Genomic DNA, 13645 nt, shown 5'->3' with positions numbered 1-13645 from the left:
TAAAATACCCAAGTGTGTCTAAGCCTGTAAGCGCCGGGAGGCCAGACCAATGGATATCGACGCATTGAAAAATCGTCGGCGCCGCGTAGTGGGTATGCGGGAAACTTTGAAAAAGATCGCTCAAGGAACGGTACTGTGCGTCTACATAGCTCAAGACGCGGAAGCCCGAGTCATCGAGGAAATCGTGAACCAAAGTACAACCCGAAATATACCCATTGAATACGTGGGTTCAATGGACGAACTGGGCCGGTTATGCGGGATAGAAGTGGGTGCTGCATGCGCAGCGCTGCTGCCAGAGCAAAGGTCATTTGCGTGAAAGGAGGTGGGGGCTGGTGCCAACAATCAATCAGCTGGTACGACATGGACGAAAAAAGACAACGAAAAAGTCCGCAGCTCCTGCACTGAGAGGAAACCCGCAAAAGCGCGGAGTATGTATCAGTGTGAAAACAGTAACGCCGAAAAAACCAAACTCAGCACTCCGAAAGGTTGCTCGTGTTCGTTTGACGAACGGGGAAGAAGTCACGGCCTATATCCCAGGAATCGGACATAATCTCCAAGAGCACTCTGTCGTGTTAGTGCGTGGAGGGCGTGTTCGGGATTTGCCGGGAGTGCGTTATCACGTTATCCGGGGAACTCTTGACGCTGGTGGCGTCCAGAAACGGGCGCAAGGCCGGTCGAAATACGGCGCCAAGAAGAATCAACCAGCTGGCAAGAAGTAAAGCGGAGAAGGAGGGAAAGCATGCCCAGACGTGGAGCGGCTGGTGTCCGCGAAATTGCGCCGGACGCTGTCTATAACAGTCCGCAAGTTGCAGCACTTATTAACAAAGTGATGATGAGTGGCAAGAAAAGTTTAGCCGAACACATTGTGTATCGCGCATTCGATATCATTGCCGAAAAAAGCCAAAAAGATGTGATGGAAGTTTTTGAAGGAGCCATTAAAAACGTCACGCCTCTTCTCGAGGTAAGACCACGTCGTGTTGGTGGAGCCACCTACCAGGTGCCTATTGAGGTTCGCCCACAGCGACGAATGTCATTGGCTATTCGCTGGTTAGTCCAATATGCGCGTGCGCGTCATGAACGCACCATGGAAGAACGTTTAGCCAACGAAATTTTGGACGCATACCAAAATAGTGGCGGCGCCGTCAAGAAACGTGACGAAACCCACCGTATGGCAGAGGCAAACAAAGCTTTTGCGCATTATCGCTGGTAAAGCAGGTCAGTAGGCAAGAAGGGAGTTTCCCAGTTATGGCTCGAGCGTTTCCTTTGGAACGAACCCGAAATATCGGGATTATGGCCCACATTGATGCGGGGAAGACAACGACAACTGAGCGTATTTTGTTTTATACGCACCGCACCCACAAAATCGGTGAGGTTCACGAGGGAACGGCCACGATGGACTGGATGGTCCAAGAGCAGGAGCGTGGAATTACCATCACCTCCGCTGCGACCACAACGACGTGGCGGGACCACCGGATCAACATTATTGACACGCCCGGCCACGTGGACTTTACGGTAGAAGTGGAACGATCCCTGCGTGTCTTAGACGGCGCAATTGCTGTCTTCGATGCCAAGGGTGGTGTTGAACCGCAATCAGAAACGGTGTGGCGACAGGCAGACAAGTACCATGTACCTCGCATAGCTTATGTGAACAAAATGGATATCATTGGAGCGGACTTCGCCAACACTGTCAGCCAAATCCGTACGCGTCTTGGGGCTAACCCGGTGGCCATCCAGTGGCCATGGGGAGCAGAAGATCAGTTCGTAGGCATTGTTGACCTGATTAAGATGCAAGCCTATTTGTATGAAGATGACTTGGGAACGCGTGGGGAATATGTCGATATTCCTGAGGATTTACAAGATGTTTGCAATGAACGTCGGCAAATGCTATTAGAAGCCGTGGCTGATGTTGACGACGCTCTAATGGAAAAGTATCTAGAGGGCGAAGAGCTTACGGAAGAAGAAATCCGTGCAGCGCTTCGAAAAGGAACTCTGTCCAGCCAGTTGGTTCCCGTATTATGTGGTTCGTCTTACCGGAACAAAGGCGTCCAACCGCTGTTGGACGCGGTCGTAGATTATCTTCCGTCTCCTTTAGACATTGGTGCCGTTCGGGGTCATGATCCGGCTACCGGAGAAGAGATTTATCGCGAAGTTTCAGACGATGCTCCATTCTCGGGTCTCGCTTTCAAAATCATGTCCGACCCCTTTGTTGGTAAGCTGGCATTCTTCCGGGTCTATTCCGGAACCCTGACCTCTGGATCTTACGTCTACAATGTTACTAAAGGACGTCGGGAACGAATTGGTCGTATCTTGCAAATGCACGCGAATCACCGTGAAGAAATCGATACCGTCTACGCAGGGGATATTGCCGCAGCTGTGGGATTGAAAGACACAACGACTGGAGACACCCTGTCCGACGAGCAAAAGCCGATTCTGTTAGAATCGATGGTTTTCCCTGAGCCGGTTATTTCGGTGGCAATCGAACCGAAAACCAAAGCCGACCAAGACAAAATGGGAACGGCCTTATCCAAGCTGGCTGAAGAAGACCCGACGTTTCGCATGTACACAGACCAAGAAACGGGCCAAACCATTATCGCCGGAATGGGCGAACTGCATCTTGAAATTATTGTGGACCGTCTGCTCCGCGAATTTAAAGTGCAGGCCAATGTGGGTAAGCCGCAAGTGGCGTACAAAGAAACCTTGCGAAAGAGCGTCGAAGCCGAAGGAAAATTCATTCGGCAAAGCGGCGGTCGCGGACAATATGGTCATGTTTGGTTAAAGGTCGAACCCTTAGAACCCGGCCAAGGATTCGAGTTTGTCAATAAGATTGTTGGTGGTGTCGTACCGAAGGAATATATTCCCGCGGTTGAAGCTGGTGTCAAGGAAGCAATGGAGTCCGGTGTATTGGCCGGATACCCTGTCTTGGATGTTCGTGTTACACTATTTGACGGCTCCTACCACGAAGTCGACTCCAGCGAAATGGCATTCAAGATTGCTGGATCTATGGGATTTAAAGCGGCTGCTCAAAAAGCCAATCCTGTGCTTTTAGAGCCAATCATGGCAGTCGAAGTTGTAGTGCCGGACGAGTACATGGGTGATGTGATTGGAGATCTCAACTCGCGGCGGGGGCGCATTGAAGGTATGGAGCCTAGACCCGGCGGCGTGCAAGCCATCCGTGGCTATGTTCCCTTAGCCGAAATGTTTGGCTACGCGACGGATCTCCGTTCGCGATCTCAAGGACGCGGTACCTACACGATGCAATTTTCTCATTACGAAGAAGCTCCGAAGCATGTGACCGAACAGGTCATTAAGTCGAGGCACTAAACACATGGCGGATGCCAAATAACTCAAGGAGGATTTAGCAATGGCGAAGAAGAAGTACGAACGCACAAAGCCCCACATTAACGTGGGAACGATTGGTCACGTTGACCACGGTAAGACCACTTTGACGGCGGCTATTACCCGCGTCCTATCCACCCAGGGGCAGGCAGAATTTACGGCCTATGACCAAATTGACAAGGCTCCTGAAGAGCGCGAACGTGGAATTACGATTGCGACCGCACACGTAGAATATGAAACCGACAAGCGGCACTATGCACACGTGGACTGCCCAGGACACGCCGACTACGTGAAAAACATGATTACCGGAGCTGCCCAGATGGACGGTGCCATTTTGGTGGTGTCAGCTGCTGATGGTCCTATGCCCCAGACCCGTGAGCACATTCTTTTAGCCCGTCAGGTCGGTGTGCCCAACATTGTCGTGTTCTTAAACAAGGCCGACATGGTTGATGACCCCGAGTTAATGGAATTGGTCGAGATTGAGGTCCGCGAACTCTTGAGCAGTTATGAATTCCCGGGTGACGACATTCCTGTCGTGGCGGGATCCGCATTAAAAGCTCTAGAATGCGGATGTGGAAAACGCGACTGTGAATGGTGTGGCAAGATTTGGGACTTAATGGATGCTGTTGATGACTACATTCCCACTCCCGAACGCGACACCAACAAACCCTTCTTAATGCCCGTGGAGGACACCATGTCCATCACCGGACGTGGAACGGTTGTCACAGGGCGTGTTGAGCGTGGAACCATTAAGGTCGGAGAAGAAGTGGAAATCGTCGGTTTGACTGACACCGCAAAGAAGACGGTTGTAACCGGTGTGGAAATGTTCCGAAAGACCTTGGATCAAGCCGTAGCCGGAGACAACATTGGTTGTTTGCTCCGTGGTGTGGATAAAGACGAAGTGGAGCGGGGCCAAGTGTTGGCCAAGCCCGGAAGCATTCACCCCCACACAAAATACAAGGCTGAGGTTTACGTGTTGACCAAGGAAGAAGGAGGGCGTCACACCCCGTTTTTTAACGGATATCGGCCGCAGTTCTACTTCCGGACCACGGACGTGACCGGTGTTGTCAAACTTCCCGAAGGCGTTGAAATGGTGATGCCCGGCGATAACATCCAGATGGAAGTCGAGTTAATTGCGCCAATCGCTATGGAAGAAGGTCTGCGTTTCGCTATTCGTGAAGGCGGACGCACTGTGGGCGCTGGTGTAGTGACCCAAATATTGGCATAAGGCAAGGGGGAACGGACGGTGGCCCAGCAAAAAATTCGGATTCGCCTCAAGGGATACGATTACGAAGTTTTGGATAAGTCAGCAGCGACAATAGTGGAGACTGCCCGGCGCAATGGCGCCGCAGTCTCTGGCCCAGTGCCGCTGCCCACTGAGAAGAAGGTGTACACGGTTCTGACTGCGCCTAACGGGGAGAAGGACATTCGCGAACAGTTTGAGCGTCGCATTCACAAGCGTTTGATCGACATCATGGATCCCAGTCAGAAAACGGTCAATGCGCTCATGCGTCTGGATCTCCCGGCCGGAGTGGACATCGAGATAAAGCTGTAGGCGGGAGGATGTTATGAAAGGGATTATTGGCATTAAGGTAGGCATGACCCAAGTATTCGACGACGAAGGTCGTGCCGTGCCCGTTACGGTGATTCACGCCGAGCCAAACAAGGTCTTACGGTTGCGCACGCAAGCGAAAGATGGTTATGATGCAGTACAGCTCGGCGTTGGAGCCATTAAGCCACACAAAGTGGCCCAGCCCCAGCGCAAGGATTTTGAGAAACTTGGTGTTGAACCGGTAAGGTTTGTGCGTGAATTCCGATTGCCTGGGGCAACGGATTTAGAACCTGGGTCAGTTATTAGAGTGGAAGATGCGTTCAGCCCCGGAGACATTGTCGACGTGACCGGGACAAGCAAAGGTAAAGGATTCGCGGGTGTCATTAAGCGTTGGGGATTCCGGCGTGGTCCGACATCACACGGTTCGAAATATCACCGCCGCGTCGGTTCTTTAGCGGCCCGAACCTCTGGCGGTGGCGGACGGGTTCATCCCGGGCGGAAAATGCCTGGACATAAAGGACATGCGCGCGTGACGGTATTGCGACTTCGCGTCGAGCGTGTCGATGCCGACCGCAACTTATTATTGGTGCGCGGCGCGGTCCCAGGACCTCGCGGGTCGTTGGTCATGGTGCGGGATTCTGTTCGAAATCGGAAAGGAGCGATGTAGGCATGCCGACTGTGAATGTTTATGACCTTCAAGGACAGGTCGTCGGTGAACTGCAGCTCTCTGACACCGTGTTTGCCGCACCTGTTAATGAGGCGTTGCTGCATCAAGCCGTTGTGGCTTTTCAAGCCAACCAGCGTGCCGGTACTGCAGACACGAAGACGCGTTCCGAAGTGCGTGGTGGCGGAAGAAAACCGTGGCGACAAAAAGGAACAGGTCGGGCGCGTGCCGGAACGACGCGGGCACCGCATTGGCGACATGGTGGCGTTGTGTTTGGGCCTCATCCGCGCGATTTTTCGGTGAAATTTCCTCGAAAAATGCGGCGGGCGGCTCTGCGGCAAGCATTAAGCGCTAAACTCGCGTCCAATGAGTTGAAGGTTGTTAATGCATTAACGTTGCCTGAAGTCAAAACAAAACATGTTTTGGCGGCTTTGGACAACTTGAATTTGGGTCGTAACGTGTTATTTGTGACCGCGTCGCCCAATGAAACATGGAAGTTGTCCGCGCGGAATTTCAAGAACGTGCACACCATCACCACGGATAACTTGAACGCTTATAGCTTGCTGCGGTATCACCAAATCGTTCTTGATACTGATGCGGTGGCACGAGTGGAAGAGGTGTTTGCGCGATGAAATCAGCTTATGATGTGATTATTCGTCCTATCGTTACCGAGGCGAGCACTGATCAGATGGCACTCAATAAATATACATTTGAAGTGTCGCCGCGAGCGAATAAGGTCGAGATCCGCAATGCAATTGAGGAAATCTTCAAGGTGCACGTAACTAAGGTCAACACGTTATGGCGGCCCAGCAAGGAAAAGCGCCGGGGTATGGTGGTTGGACGGACGACACGCCGGAAAAAAGCCATCGTGACGTTAGCACCTGGAGAAACGATTGACATCTTTGAAGGTGTCTAACATTAAGGAGGCTGGATTGTGGCAGTTCGAAAAATGAAACCAACGTCTCCTGGTGTGCGGCATATGACTGTGTCAACCTTTGAGGAGATCACGAAAACCGAACCGGAAAAAAGTCTCGTGGTGGGTATGCACCGCAAGGCGGGCCGTAATAACTATGGTCGCATTACGACCCGGCACCGCGGCGGTGGTACAAAGCGACTCTATCGGAAGATTGACTTCAAACGGACCAAAGAGGGTATACCGGCGGTGGTTCAGTCCATCGAATACGATCCGTTTCGGACAGCCCGAATAGCGTTGCTGAAATACGCCGATGACACATTGGCCTACATTCTGGCTCCGGTCGGCTTAAAAGTGGGAGACACGGTGATATCGGGACCGACAGCCGATATTAAACCAGGAAACGCGTTAAAATTGCAGGATGTGCCCGTCGGAACCATCGTACACAATGTCGAACTTGTGCCCGGAAAAGGCGCACAACTAGCCCGGTCAGCCGGCGCTTCGGCTCAGCTGGCAGCCAAGGAAGGTAAGCACGCGTTGCTGCGATTGCCCTCCGGCGAGCTGCGGCGCGTTCCCGTTACGGCGCGTGCGACGATTGGTCAAGTGGGAAATGTCGAGCATGAGAACATTGTGATTGGTAAGGCAGGTCGAAACCGTCATCTCGGATGGCGACCCACAGTCCGGGGTAGCGTCATGAACCCGGTTGATCACCCTCACGGTGGTGGTGAAGGGAAAGCTCCGGTGGGTCACAAGCATCCGATGACGCCATGGGGCAAACCGGCCCTCGGTAAAAAGACACGGAAGAAGCACAAGGCATCGAACCGGATGATCGTGCGTCGGCGGAAGGCAGGGAGGTAGAGAATGAGTCGTTCAACCAAGAAGGGTCCATACGTCGATGAAAAGTTGATGAAGAAAATCGACGCGATGAATGCCAAGAACGAAAAGCGGGTTATTAAGACTTGGGCTCGGGCCTCTACTATCGTTCCCGACATGGTTGGTCATACCATTGGCATTCATGATGGGCGCAGACACGTTCCAATTTATATCACTGAAGAGATGGTCGGACATAAACTCGGTGAGTTTGCTCCTACGAGGACCTTTAAGGGTCACGGGGACAAAACCGAGCGGTCCACGTCTTTGAAATAAGGAGATGGCATAAATGGCAGACGTAGCAGAAGCTCGCGCTCATGTGCGCCATGTCCGCATTGCACCTCGAAAAGTTCGCATTGTTGTGGACCTAATTCGGGGGAAGGATGTTCGGGACGCGGAGGCGATTTTGCGGCACACGCCCAAACGGGCCTCAGCGGTTGTAGCCAAGTTGCTTAAGAGTGCAGTGGCTAACGCCCAACACAATTATGACATGGACCCACGCGATTTATATGTGCATGCTGTGTGGGTTGACGGAGGCCCAACACTTAAACGGATTCATCCGCGGAGCCGAGGTCAAGCATTTTCGATTTTCAAGCGGACGAGTCACATTTCGGTTGTGTTACGACCCAAGCACAACAGCTAGGAGGGAACCATGGGGCAAAAAATTCACCCAAAGGGTCTACGCCTTGGGATTGTTAAGGACTGGGATTCACGTTGGTATGGCAACCGAAAAGAGACTCCTGAGTTATTAGGAGAGGATTTAGCCATCCGGCGTTTCATCAAGAAGAGGCATCATGCGGCTGGGATTGCACGGGTGGAGATCGAACGTGGTTCAGCGAATAAGCTGAAAGTTACTGTCCACACCGGCAAGCCGGGAATGGTGATCGGTAAGGGTGGTGTCGGGGTTGAGGCGTTACGCAAGGACCTCGAAAAACTTACTAATAAGAACGTTAATCTCAACATTCTCGAAGTGAAGGCTCCTGACGCGGATGCGCAGTTGGTGGCAGAAAATGTCGCCAGTCAATTAGAGCGGCGTATCGCGTTTAAACGTGCGATGAAACAGTCTATTACACGGACTATGCGACAAGCTGGCGTTCAAGGAGTCAAAATTATGGTCAGCGGCCGCCTCGGCGGAGCTGAGATTGCGCGCCGTGAATGGGCATGGGAAGGATCCATCCCCCTTCACACGTTACGGGCAGACATTGACTACGGATTTGCTGAAGCTCACACAACCTATGGCATTATTGGGGTTAAAGTGTGGATCTTTAAAGGGCAAGTCTTGCCTGCGGCGAAAAAGCGTGTGCTGGTAGCGCAAGAGGGAGGTCAGTAAAATGTTACAACCGAAGCGTACCAAGTATCGCAAAATGCAGCGTGGCCGCATGAAGGGTACGGCGCACCGGGGAAATAAAGTTGTATTTGGTGAATACGGCCTCCAAGCCCTAGAACCGGCATGGATTACCGACCGGCAGATCGAAGCAGCTCGTGTGGCCTTGACACGGTACATTCGGCGTGGAGGAAAAGTCTGGATTACCATCTTCCCAGACAAACCCGTGACAAAGAAACCGGCGGAAACCCGGCAAGGTAGCGGTAAGGGGAACGTGGAATACTGGGTCGCAGTCGTCAAGCCTCAGCGGATCATGTTTGAGTTGGCCGGTGTACCCGAAGAAGTGGCTCGTGAAGCTATGCGTTTGGCGGCTCACAAGTTACCTATCAAGACGCGGTTTGTAAAACGCGAGGAGTCGGGGGAGAATGCGCATGAAGCCTAAGGAGATACGAGAGCTCAGTCAAGAAGAGCTACAAGCTAAATTGCGAGCGTTAAAAGAAGAGCTTTTCCGGCTTCGGTTCCAACTTGCCACGGCCCAATTAGAGAATCCCATGCGCGTTCGCCAGGTACGGAAAGATATCGCACGGGTACACACCATCATGCGGGAGCGCGAGCTTCGGCAGGACGCGAAATAGGAGGGCATGAGCGACATGGAACAACCAACGGGTAAAAGAAAAGTACGCGAGGGAACGGTCGTCAGCGACAAGATGAATAAGACGGTCGTAGTGGCCGTAGAGTCGTTGGTGCGCCATCCCATTTATGGGCGTACGATGCGCCGGACAAAGCGGTATAAAGCACACGACGAAGAGAATCAGTGCCGGACGGGCGATATTGTACGGATTGAAGAGACACGACCTCTTTCCAAAGAGAAACGCTGGCGTGTCATTGAAATAATTCGGCGCGCTGACGAAGTCCAGTAAGTATTTAGTGGATCTACGGAAAGGAGGATATTCTCATGATACAACCGCAAACACGTCTGGCGGTCGCAGATAACACCGGGGCCAAAGAGATCATGTGCATTCGAGTACTTGGAGGATCTTTTCGGCGTTACGGAAACATTGGAGACGTGATTGTGGCTTCTGTTAAAGAAGCAACGCCCGGCGGCGTGGTCAAAAAAGGGGACGTCGTTAAGGCAGTGATTGTTCGCACCAAGACGGGGCGGCGACGCAGTGATGGCTCATATATCAAGTTTGACGAAAATGCTGCGGTTATTCTCCGTGGCGATGAGAAAGAACCCCGCGGTACCCGTATTTTTGGACCGGTGGCGCGAGAACTTCGCGAACGTGATTTTATGAAAATCATATCCCTAGCACCTGAGGTGTTATAACTCAGCAGACGGAAACGGAAGGAGGGACTAGGGTGCACGTAAAAAAAGGCGACTTAGTTAAGGTGCTCGCCGGCAAGGATAAAGGTAAGCAGGGCAAAATAATCCGTGCGATTCCCAAAGAAGATCGCGTGGTGGTAGAGAAGATTAATTTGGTGAAAAAACACCAAAAACCAACGCAGCAGTATCCGCAAGGCGGCATTATCGCGATGGAAGCTCCCTTACACGTGTCCAATGTGATGCTCATTTGCCCCTCTTGTAAAAAAGCGACAAGAGTTGGACACAAGTTCTTGGACAACGGTAAGAAAGTTCGGCAATGCAAGCGGTGCGGTGCCGCGATCGACTAAAGAGCGGGACAAGGAACAGGGGGTTAACAATGGCAGTGGTGTCGGAGCTCAAGGAACGGTACGAAAAAGAAGTCGTACCGCGACTGCAGGAGCGCTTTAAATACAAAAACCCGATGAACGTGCCCAGGCTTGTCAAAGTGGTCATCAATATGGGTGTAGGAGATTCGATTGGCAATCCTAAATTGCTCGAGGCGGCCGTAAACGATCTGGCCACAATCACGGGTCAAAAACCGCTGGTCACTCGAGCCCGTAAATCGATCGCATCCTTTAAGGTGCGAGAGGGTATGCCCATTGGGACCAAAGTGACGCTTAGGGGTCAACGGATGTATGATTTTGTGGAGAAGCTCTTTTTCATGGCGCTTCCCCGGGTTCGCGATTTTCGTGGGGTATCCACCAAAGGATTTGATGGTCGGGGAAACTATACCTTAGGAATTCGTGAACAAATTATCTTTCCGGAAATCGAGTATGACAAGGTCGAAAAAGTGCGCGGCATGGATGTCACACTTGTCACGAGTGCAGAAACCGATGAAGAAGCCAAAGAACTTTTGACTTTACTCGGCATGCCGTTCACGCCACAACGTTAGGAGGGATGACATGGCCAAAAAGTCACTCATTGCTAAGGCCAAACGGACACCAAAGTATAAAGTACGAAAATACCATCGTTGCCAGGTTTGTGGACGACCGCATGGATATATTCGCGACTTTGGATTATGCCGCTTGTGTTTTCGGCAATTAGCGCACCAGGGACAAATACCCGGTGTACGTAAAGCCAGCTGGTAAGTGAGAGGAGGATCGCAGTGACTGATCCCATTGCAGATATGTTAACCCGGATTCGGAACGCCAATGTTGTATACCGTGAACATGTGGATGTGCCCGATTCCAAGATAAAGCGTGCTCTAGCACAAATCCTGAAACAAGAAGGATTTATTCGTGATTACGAATTGGTTGAAGACGGCAAGCACGGGATGATTCGGCTCCATTTGAAATATGGACCTAACCGAGAGCGCGTCATTTCCGGCCTAAAACGGATTAGCCGTCCGGGGCTGCGTGTCTACGCGGGGCACGATGAGCTGCCTCGGGTCCTAGGTGGACTGGGTATTGCCGTGTTATCCACGTCACGCGGTGTGATGACCGAAAAACAAGCGCGTGAGATCCACGTGGGTGGAGAAGTACTCTGCTACGTGTGGTAAGGCAGATTATGAGGAGGAGTATCCCGGATGTCACGGATAGGTAAAAAAGCGATTCCCATTCCTGCCGGTGTGACGGTTACCATCGACGGGACCAGGGTGCACGTGAAAGGACCCAAGGGTGAGCTGGAGCGGACCCTGCGGCCTGAAGTGACGGTCACCATGGAAAATAACGAGCTACGTGTTCTTCCGGTCGATGACAGTCCCGTAGCCAGGGCGCAATGGGGATTGTCGCGAACGCTCGTCGCAAACATGGTAGAAGGTGTATCACAAGGGTTCCAACGGAATCTGGAAATGGCCGGAGTTGGATATCGTGCGTCGAAGCAAGGCCACAACTTGGTGCTAGCAGTCGGGTTTTCTCATCCTGTAAACATTGAACCCCCTGCTGGGATCGAATTTGAGGTCCCCAATCCCACAAACATTGTGGTTAAGGGTTATGACAAAGAAGCCGTGGGTGCGACTGCCGCTCGAATCCGCAGTGTACGTCCCCCGGAGCCCTACAAAGGTAAAGGGATTCACTATCAAGGTGAACGAATTATTCGCAAGGTTGGTAAGACTGGAAAGAAATGAGGGATAAGACGTGTATACACGTTTTGACAGGAACGCGGCTCGGAAGCGTCGACACCTGCGTATACGGAGTAAGATTAAAGGAACGCCTGAAAGACCGCGCCTTAATGTCTTCCGCTCCAATTTGCATATTTACGCACAGGTAATCGATGACACCAAAGGACACACGATCGCATCAGCGTCCACATTAGAAAAAGTGTTTGACAACATGGAAGGTCGGTTGACCGTGGCCAAAGCACGGGAAGTGGGCCGATTGGTTGCGGAACGTGCTATTGCTCATGGTGTAAAAAAAGTGGTCTTTGACCGCGGCGGGTACCGTTATCACGGGCGTGTTCAGGCATTGGCGGACGCGGCGCGTGAAGCTGGACTCGAATTTTAGGAATTAGGGGGTACGTTATGGCAAGGCCAGCAGCCCAAAATCAAGAAACCCGAGGCGCAAGCGAATTCAAGGAAAAAGTGGTTGCGATTAATCGGGTCGCCAAGGTCGTGAAAGGTGGACGGCGATTTAGCTTTAGCGCATTGGTAGTGGTTGGCGACGAAAATGGTCGGGTTGGCGTCGGATTAGGCAAAGCTGCTGAGATTCCGGATGCTATTCGCAAAGGCGTCGAGGATGCTAAGAAATCAATGATTACCGTACCGCGGTTGGGAAACACAATTCCCCACCAAGTCACTGGAGTATTTGGAGCTGGCCGGGTGTTGATTAAACCCGCTGGGCCTGGTACGGGAGTTATTGCCGGAGGTCCCGTGCGTGCTGTATTAGAAGCAGCTGGAGTCCGGGACGTGTTAACGAAGTCTTTAGGAACTTCAAATCCTAATAACGTGGTGGCGGCCGCGATGGACGCACTTAAGCAGTTGAAGAAGGCCGAGCGCGTAGCCAAATTACGTGGGCGTACTGTTCAAGAAGTTTTAAGGGGGGCACACCATGGCTAGATTACGCATTACGTTGGTGAAGAGCCCTATCGGTTACGCCAAAGATCAAAAAGATACGGCGAGTCGGTTAGGTTTACGGAAAATGTGGCGGACCGTGGAATTTGATGATAACCCGTCCATTCGCGGGATGATTCACAAAATCCGTCATCTTGTGCGCGTGGAAGAAATTCCAGAGGGAGAGGAGGCTACTAAATGAGACTGCATGAAATTCAGCCTGCCCCCGGCAGCCGTACAAAGAAGACACGGCGTGGACGAGGATTGGGATCCGGACTGGGTAAGACAGCGGGCCGTGGTCACAAAGGTCAGAAGGCACGGTCCGGAGGAAGCATTCGCCCCGGGTTTGAGGGAGGGCAGATGCCCTTACAGCGGCGCTTACCTAAGCGGGGCTTTGTCAATCCCTTTCGCGTTGAGTACGAAGTGGTGAATGTTGGCGATTTGAATCAATTCGAAGCCAACACAGTGGTCACCATTGAACTGCTGAAGAATCGCCGGCTCGTACGCCGCAATTTACCCGTTAAGATTCTAGGGGAGGGAGAATTGGACCGTCCCTTGACTGTACAGGTGAATGCATTTTCCAAGTCGGCCAAGGAAAAGATCGAGGCGGTTTCTGGACGGGCCGAGGTGATTTGAC

26 protein-coding genes are annotated in these 13645 nt (G+C 52.1%); all 26 read left to right on the top strand.

The genetic code is table 11. The annotated features are described in order from the left end of the window. Nucleotides 1–49 precede the first annotated feature (49 nt). The 26 genes from AOA63_RS18310 to rplO are packed head-to-tail and all read left to right on the top strand — an operon-like array spanning nt 50 to nt 13644. Entirely contained in the window at nt 50–316 is a 267-nt protein-coding gene (locus AOA63_RS18310) for a ribosomal L7Ae/L30e/S12e/Gadd45 family protein (protein WP_020376703.1), read from the top strand. A gap of 16 nt (nt 317–332) precedes the next feature. Next, a complete protein-coding gene (rpsL, locus tag AOA63_RS18305) occupies nt 333–719 on the top strand; it encodes a 30S ribosomal protein S12 (protein WP_020376702.1) in 387 nt (128 codons plus the stop codon). A gap of 20 nt (nt 720–739) precedes the next feature. Next, complete coding sequence (gene rpsG, locus AOA63_RS18300; protein ID WP_020376701.1) at nt 740–1210, top strand: 30S ribosomal protein S7; 471 nt, start codon at nt 740–742, stop codon at nt 1208–1210. A gap of 35 nt (nt 1211–1245) precedes the next feature. After that, nucleotides 1246–3321, top strand: a complete 2076-nt coding sequence (fusA, locus tag AOA63_RS18295) for an elongation factor G (protein ID WP_053961153.1) — start codon at nt 1246–1248, stop codon at nt 3319–3321. Between the two features lie 40 nt (nt 3322–3361). Further along, complete coding sequence (gene tuf, locus AOA63_RS18290) at nt 3362–4564, top strand: elongation factor Tu (protein WP_028962700.1); 1203 nt, start codon at nt 3362–3364, stop codon at nt 4562–4564. 18 nt (nt 4565–4582) lie between these two features. After that, nucleotides 4583–4891: a 30S ribosomal protein S10 gene (gene rpsJ / locus AOA63_RS18285; RefSeq protein ID WP_020376698.1), complete on the top strand. Its 309-nt coding sequence runs from the start codon at nt 4583–4585 to the stop codon at nt 4889–4891. A gap of 13 nt (nt 4892–4904) precedes the next feature. After that, nucleotides 4905–5555 carry a 50S ribosomal protein L3 gene (gene rplC, locus AOA63_RS18280; RefSeq protein ID WP_053961152.1) on the top strand — a complete coding sequence of 217 codons (651 nt, stop codon included), beginning with the start codon at nt 4905–4907 and terminating at the stop codon, nt 5553–5555. A 2-nt stretch (nt 5556–5557) separates the two neighbouring features. Beyond that, nucleotides 5558–6184: a 50S ribosomal protein L4 gene (gene rplD / locus AOA63_RS18275; protein ID WP_053961151.1), complete on the top strand. Its 627-nt coding sequence runs from the start codon at nt 5558–5560 to the stop codon at nt 6182–6184. Continuing rightward, complete coding sequence (gene rplW / locus AOA63_RS18270) at nt 6181–6468, top strand: 50S ribosomal protein L23 (RefSeq protein ID WP_053961150.1); 288 nt, start codon at nt 6181–6183, stop codon at nt 6466–6468. Before rplD ends, rplW begins: the two co-directional genes overlap by 4 nt. 18 nt (nt 6469–6486) lie before the next feature. Beyond that, on the top strand, nt 6487–7323 hold the full coding sequence (rplB, locus tag AOA63_RS18265; RefSeq protein WP_053961149.1) for a 50S ribosomal protein L2: 837 nt from the start codon (nt 6487–6489) through the stop codon (nt 7321–7323). 3 nt (nt 7324–7326) lie between these two features. Further along, nucleotides 7327–7611: a 30S ribosomal protein S19 gene (gene rpsS / locus AOA63_RS18260; protein ID WP_053961148.1), complete on the top strand. Its 285-nt coding sequence runs from the start codon at nt 7327–7329 to the stop codon at nt 7609–7611. Nucleotides 7612–7624: 13 nt separating this feature from the next. Beyond that, on the top strand, nt 7625–7978 hold the full coding sequence (gene rplV / locus AOA63_RS18255; RefSeq protein WP_020376692.1) for a 50S ribosomal protein L22: 354 nt from the start codon (nt 7625–7627) through the stop codon (nt 7976–7978). Between the two features lie 9 nt (nt 7979–7987). Continuing rightward, nucleotides 7988–8665: a 30S ribosomal protein S3 gene (gene rpsC, locus AOA63_RS18250; protein WP_020376691.1), complete on the top strand. Its 678-nt coding sequence runs from the start codon at nt 7988–7990 to the stop codon at nt 8663–8665. Between the two features lies 1 nt (nt 8666). Beyond that, nucleotides 8667–9101, top strand: coding sequence for a 50S ribosomal protein L16 (gene rplP / locus AOA63_RS18245; RefSeq protein ID WP_020376690.1), 435 nt, complete (start codon nt 8667–8669; stop codon nt 9099–9101). Further along, nucleotides 9091–9294 (top strand): 50S ribosomal protein L29, encoded by a 204-nt coding sequence (gene rpmC / locus AOA63_RS18240; RefSeq protein WP_026040841.1) that lies wholly within the window; start codon nt 9091–9093, stop codon nt 9292–9294. Before rplP ends, rpmC begins: the two co-directional genes overlap by 11 nt. Before the next feature lie 15 nt (nt 9295–9309). Beyond that, nucleotides 9310–9579, top strand: a complete 270-nt coding sequence (gene rpsQ, locus AOA63_RS18235; RefSeq protein ID WP_028962703.1) for a 30S ribosomal protein S17 — start codon at nt 9310–9312, stop codon at nt 9577–9579. Nucleotides 9580–9614: 35 nt separating this feature from the next. After that, nucleotides 9615–9986 carry a 50S ribosomal protein L14 gene (rplN, locus tag AOA63_RS18230; protein WP_053961147.1) on the top strand — a complete coding sequence of 124 codons (372 nt, stop codon included), beginning with the start codon at nt 9615–9617 and terminating at the stop codon, nt 9984–9986. A 32-nt stretch (nt 9987–10018) separates the two neighbouring features. Further along, a complete protein-coding gene (rplX, locus tag AOA63_RS18225; RefSeq protein WP_020376686.1) occupies nt 10019–10330 on the top strand; it encodes a 50S ribosomal protein L24 in 312 nt (103 codons plus the stop codon). 29 nt (nt 10331–10359) lie between these two features. Beyond that, on the top strand, nt 10360–10914 hold the full coding sequence (rplE, locus tag AOA63_RS18220) for a 50S ribosomal protein L5 (protein ID WP_020376685.1): 555 nt from the start codon (nt 10360–10362) through the stop codon (nt 10912–10914). A 10-nt stretch (nt 10915–10924) separates the two neighbouring features. Continuing rightward, complete coding sequence (locus AOA63_RS19145) at nt 10925–11110, top strand: type Z 30S ribosomal protein S14 (RefSeq protein WP_076006947.1); 186 nt, start codon at nt 10925–10927, stop codon at nt 11108–11110. 11 nt (nt 11111–11121) lie between these two features. Beyond that, complete coding sequence (gene rpsH / locus AOA63_RS18215; RefSeq protein WP_026040840.1) at nt 11122–11520, top strand: 30S ribosomal protein S8; 399 nt, start codon at nt 11122–11124, stop codon at nt 11518–11520. A 27-nt stretch (nt 11521–11547) separates the two neighbouring features. After that, nucleotides 11548–12087, top strand: a complete 540-nt coding sequence (gene rplF / locus AOA63_RS18210) for a 50S ribosomal protein L6 (RefSeq protein WP_053961146.1) — start codon at nt 11548–11550, stop codon at nt 12085–12087. Nucleotides 12088–12097: 10 nt separating this feature from the next. Then, entirely contained in the window at nt 12098–12463 is a 366-nt protein-coding gene (gene rplR / locus AOA63_RS18205; protein ID WP_020376682.1) for a 50S ribosomal protein L18, read from the top strand. Nucleotides 12464–12480: 17 nt separating this feature from the next. Next, a complete protein-coding gene (gene rpsE, locus AOA63_RS18200; protein WP_053961145.1) occupies nt 12481–13014 on the top strand; it encodes a 30S ribosomal protein S5 in 534 nt (177 codons plus the stop codon). Further along, entirely contained in the window at nt 13007–13210 is a 204-nt protein-coding gene (gene rpmD / locus AOA63_RS18195) for a 50S ribosomal protein L30 (RefSeq protein ID WP_020376680.1), read from the top strand. The genes rpsE and rpmD overlap by 8 nt, the downstream gene beginning before the upstream one ends. Continuing rightward, entirely contained in the window at nt 13207–13644 is a 438-nt protein-coding gene (rplO, locus tag AOA63_RS18190) for a 50S ribosomal protein L15 (protein ID WP_053961144.1), read from the top strand. The genes rpmD and rplO overlap by 4 nt, the downstream gene beginning before the upstream one ends. Nucleotide 13645: the final 1 nt, after the last annotated feature.

The organism is Sulfobacillus thermosulfidooxidans (assembly GCF_001280565.1).
GTDB classification, from domain to species: Bacteria; Bacillota; Sulfobacillia; order Sulfobacillales; family Sulfobacillaceae; genus Sulfobacillus; species Sulfobacillus thermosulfidooxidans_A.
This window is presented reverse-complemented; position numbering and strand designations above follow the sequence as displayed.